The sequence below is a fragment of the Polaromonas sp. genome, assembly GCF_049790275.1.
Lineage (GTDB): Bacteria > Pseudomonadota > Gammaproteobacteria > Burkholderiales > Burkholderiaceae_C > Polaromonas.
The window spans coordinates 1-4364 of sequence record NZ_JBAQYR010000114.1; the positions used below are offsets into that span (position 1 = coordinate 1).

Sequence of the window (4364 nt, forward strand, 5' to 3'; positions counted from 1 at the left end):
GCGGGCAGGCAGAGCTGGTGGCCCTGTCGCTGGGTGAAGAAGGCGCCCTGCTTGTCACTGCCGGGCAGGCGCTGCGTGCCCAGGCCGTGCCGGTGACCGTGGCCAGCACCATAGGCGCGGGCGACAGTTTTGTTGGCGGCCTGGTCTGGGCACTGGGCCGGCAGGCCGGGCTGGAGCAGGCCTTCCGCTACGCCATGGCGGCCGCTGCCGCCGCCCTGCTCACATCAGGCACCGCGCTGTGCCAGCCGGCCGATGTGGAACGCCTCTGCGGGCAGGTGGTCGTCACCCCGGCCTGAACCTCTGCGCTTGATCTGGCGCAATGCAATGCCGGCCCGGCGCGCCTAAGGTAGGCGCAAGAACGGCAACCGGAGACAGCCGCAGCTTCGCGGCCCGCAATCATGACGACACCCCATATTCGCTGGTTTTCCGAAATCGGCGCCGACGATGGCGCGCTGGTGGGCGGCAAGAACGCTTCCCTGGGCGAGATGGTGCGCGAGCTGGGCACCCAGGGCGTGCGTGTGCCCAATGGTTTTGCGGTCACGGCCGGGGCTTACCGCTACCTGCTGGACCAGGCGAATGCCTGGCCGGGCCTGCACGAGGCCCTCGACGGCCTGGACGTCAAGGATGTGGACGACCTGGCGCGGCGCGCGCAGCGGGCGCGCGACATCATCCAGGCCGCACCCTTGCCCGCAGACCTCGTGGCTGACATTGGCGCCGCGTACAAACAACTGCAGGCCGAATATGGCGAGACGCTGACCCTGGCGGTGCGCAGTTCAGCCACGGCCGAAGACCTGCCGACGGCGAGCTTTGCCGGCCAGCACGAAACCTTCCTCAACATCTCGGGCCAGGCGCGCCTGCTCGACGCCGTGCGCCAGTGTTTTGCCAGCCTGTTCAAGGACCGGGCCATCGCCTACCGGGTGGACCACGGCATCGACCATTTCAAGGTGTTCCAGTCGGTGGGTGTGATGAAGATGGTGCGTTCCGATTGCGCGGCCAGCGGCGTGATCTTCACGCTGGACACCGAGACCGGTTTCCCGGGCGTCGTGTTCATCACCGGAGCCTGGGGCCTGGGCGAGAACGTGGTGCAGGGCACGGTGGACCCGGACGAGTTCTACGTGTTCAAACCCACCCTGAAGCAGGGGCACCGCGCCGTGCTCAGGCGCAAGCTGGGCGGCAAGGAGATCCGCATGGTGTATGCCAAGGCGGCCGGCCGCGACACCACGCGCAACATGCCGACCCCGCCGGAAGACCAGGCGCGTTACTGCATCAGCGACGAGGAGGTGCTGGAACTGGCCGATGCCGCCGTCAGGATCGAAGAGCACTACAGCCGCAAGGCCGGACAGCCCACCCCCATGGACATCGAATGGGCCAGGGACGGCCTGGACGGCAAGCTCTACATCGTCCAGGCGCGTCCCGAAACCGTGGCCTCGCGCAAGCCGCGCGGCACGGTCGACGACTACCACCTGGACCGCAAGGGCGAACTCCGCACCAGCGGCCGTGCGGTCGGCGGCCGGATCGCCTCCGGCCGTGCGCGCGTGGTCAGCAACGTGTCCGAGCTCAACCAGTTCCAGCCCGGTGAAGTGCTGGTGGCGGACACTACCATGCCCGACTGGGGCACGGTCATGAAAATCGCCGCAGCCGTGGTGACCAACCGCGGCGGCCGCACCTGTCACGCCGCCATCGTCGCGCGGGAGATGGGCATACCGGCCGTGGTGGGCTGCGGCAACGCCACCACCGCCATCCGCACCGGCGACGAGATCACCGTGTCCTGCGCCGAGGGCAGTACCGGCCACATTTATGCGGGCCTGTTGCCTTTCACGACGACGCACATCGATGTGGCCGGCCTGGCGCGGCCGCAGACGCAGCTGATGGTCAACATCGCCAACCCCGACACCGCCTTCCAGACCGCACTGCTGCCCAACGATGGGGTGGGCCTGGCGCGCATGGAATTCATCGTGGCCGAGCACATACGCGTGCACCCGATGGCGCTGGTGCATCCCGACAGGGTGGCAGACGCGTCGGTGCGCGCCGACATCGCCCGCCTCACGCGTTCCCATGCAACGCCGGCCGACTACTTTGTGCGCGAGTTGTCCGAAGGCGTCGCCATGATTGCCGCGGCCTTCCATCCCAAGCCGGTGATTGTGCGGATGTCCGACTTCAAGACCAACGAGTACGCCAGCCTGGCCGGTGGGCGCTGGTTCGAGGCCGATGAAGCCAACCCGATGATCGGCTTTCGCGGCGCCTCGCGCTACACGCACCCGGCCTATGCCGAAGGTTTTGCGCTGGAATGTGCGGCCATGAAACGCGTGCGGGGCGAGATGGGCCTGTCCAACGTCAGGCTCATGATCCCGTTTTGCCGCCGTGTCGAGGAAGGCGAACGTGTGCTGCAGGCCATGGCCGGATACGGCCTGGTCCGCGGGGTGGACGGGCTGGAAATCTACGTCATGTGCGAGATTCCCAACAACGTGATCCAGGTCGATGCCTTCGCGCAGCTGTTCGACGGCTTTTCGATAGGCTCGAACGACCTGACGCAGCTGGTGCTGGGCGTGGACCGCGACTCGGACATCGTGGCCTTCGACTTCGACGAACGCGACCCCGGCGTCAAGGAGATGATCCGCCAGACCATCACAGGCGCGCACCGCAACCACCGCCACGTGGGCATCTGCGGCCAGGCACCTTCGGACTACCCCGACTTCGCCGCCTGGCTGGTGGAGCTCGGCATCGACTCAATGAGCGTGACGCCCGACACCCTGCTGAAAACCACACGCGACGTGCTGGCCGTGGAAGCGCGGCTGGGACGCGTGCCCCGCAGCGCCGCACCGGCGCAACCCGCAACACCGCCAGCGGCGGACAGGAGCCCGTCATGAGCCAGACCATTGCATCATTGATGAACCGGGAGGTGCACGCCGCAGCTCCCGACGACACGCTGCAGGCCGTCGAAACCCAACTGGTGGCCCATGGCCTCAGCTGGGTGCCCGTGGTCGATCACGGCAATGTGCTGGGCGTCATCAGCAGCGCCGACCTGCTGCGCCAGCACGCCGGCGGGTCCTCGCCGCCGAAAGTCAGCGCCTGGCAGTTGTGCACCTACAAGCCGGTCACCGTGCGGCCGGACGCCACCTTGAGCGAGGTCGCCCGGCTGATGATCGAATCGAACATCCACCATGTGGTCGTGGCCGAAGGCAACGAGATCCAGGGCGTGGTGTCCTCGCTCGACTTCGTTCGCACTTTCGTGGACTGAGGCCGTGCAGCGCGCCGGCAGGTCAGGCGCTCTGTTTTTAGTAGCTGCCGGCGCCTGTATTCATTGAGCTTGAGCCAGATTTCATTCACAAATCGGGCTTGATGGCGGCGCCCTCCGTACCGGAAAGAACTGATCAAATCGGCCGCAAGCCCTGGCTGGGTGGGCGCAATCAGCTATTGAATCAGTAGCACCTCTGTTTCACACTGCTTCTCGGTCAGACCTCGGGCGGCCCAGTGGATGCCCGTCAGTGACGCGCGTCCCTAAAACTGGGGACATGCGCCACGGCAGCCTGGCGCAAAATACTTGGTGCCGTCCGGACCCGGACGCCGCACCCGTACCAACCCAACCATGCCCTCAAAACCAGCCAGCCCGCTCATTCACGTTGCCCTCGTGGAAGACGACGTTCATTTCCAGAATGCCATCGTGACGGCCATCGCCGCTTCGGACGACGTGAAGCTCGTGAGTGTTTCCAGCACGCGTGCCGAAGGCCTGCAGGCGCTGCAGTCTGCACCTGCCGACGTGTTGCTGGTGGACCTCGGTCTGCCCGATGGTTCGGGCATTGACGTGATCCAGGCCGCCCACCTGCTGTGGCCCTCCTGCGCCGTAATGGTCTGCACCACCTTCGGCGATGAGGCGCATGTGCTGCGGTCGATTGAAGCCGGGGCCTCGGGCTACCTGCTCAAGGACAGCGCGCCCGACAACATGCTGGCCGAAATCCGCAGCCTGCACGGCGGCGGCAGCCCGATCAGCCCGTTGATTGCGCGGCAGATCCTGACGCGCTTCCGCCAGGCGCCGCCCGCAGTGCCCGACGCGCGCGTTTTGCCGTCCGCAGAAGGCCAGACCCTGCTGTCAAACCGCGAGAAGCAGGTTCTGGAGCTGATCACCAAGGGTTTCACCGCCGAAGAAATCGCCAGGCTGATGCAGGTATCGGTGCACACGGTGCAAACCTATGTGCGCCGGGTTTATATCAAGCTCAAAGTAAGCTCCAAAGCGGAAGCGATTTATGAAGCCAGAAACCAGGGGTTGTTGGAGGGCTAGTGTTCTGTCCCGCAATTAAGGTGATGAAATGAAATTGTCCAGTCAGCTGTCAGGCAAGGCGCGAGGAGGCGACATAGCCGTAGCTATG

General features: G+C 65.8%; 4 protein-coding genes. All 4 read left to right on the top strand.

Features of this window, described 5'->3' with window-relative positions; all coding sequences use genetic code 11:
* Window positions 1–296, top strand: a 296-nt coding sequence (locus WA904_RS14930; RefSeq protein ID WP_425197914.1) for a PfkB family carbohydrate kinase, incomplete at its 5' end; no start/stop codon positions are given.
* 102 nt (window positions 297–398) lie between these two features.
* On the top strand, window positions 399–2867 hold the full coding sequence (gene ppsA / locus WA904_RS14935; protein WP_425197915.1) for a phosphoenolpyruvate synthase: 2469 nt from the start codon (window positions 399–401) through the stop codon (window positions 2865–2867).
* Window positions 2864–3238 carry a cyclic nucleotide-binding/CBS domain-containing protein gene (locus tag WA904_RS14940; RefSeq protein ID WP_425197916.1) on the top strand — a complete coding sequence of 125 codons (375 nt, stop codon included), beginning with the start codon at window positions 2864–2866 and terminating at the stop codon, window positions 3236–3238. The genes ppsA and WA904_RS14940 overlap by 4 nt, the downstream gene beginning before the upstream one ends.
* Window positions 3239–3586: 348 nt before the next feature.
* Complete coding sequence (locus WA904_RS14945; RefSeq protein ID WP_425197917.1) at window positions 3587–4276, top strand: response regulator; 690 nt, start codon at window positions 3587–3589, stop codon at window positions 4274–4276.
* Window positions 4277–4364 lie beyond the last annotated feature (88 nt).

Bases quoted from the DNA above. Each gene is read 5' to 3' on its own strand.
- ppsA (WP_425197915.1), top strand. From the start codon at position 399: ATGACGACACCCCATATTCGCTGGTTTTCCGAAATCGGCGCCGACGAT.
- WA904_RS14940 (WP_425197916.1), top strand. From the start codon at position 2,864: ATGAGCCAGACCATTGCATCATTGATGAACCGGGAGGTGCACGCCGCA.
- WA904_RS14945 (WP_425197917.1), top strand. From the start codon at position 3,587: ATGCCCTCAAAACCAGCCAGCCCGCTCATTCACGTTGCCCTCGTGGAA.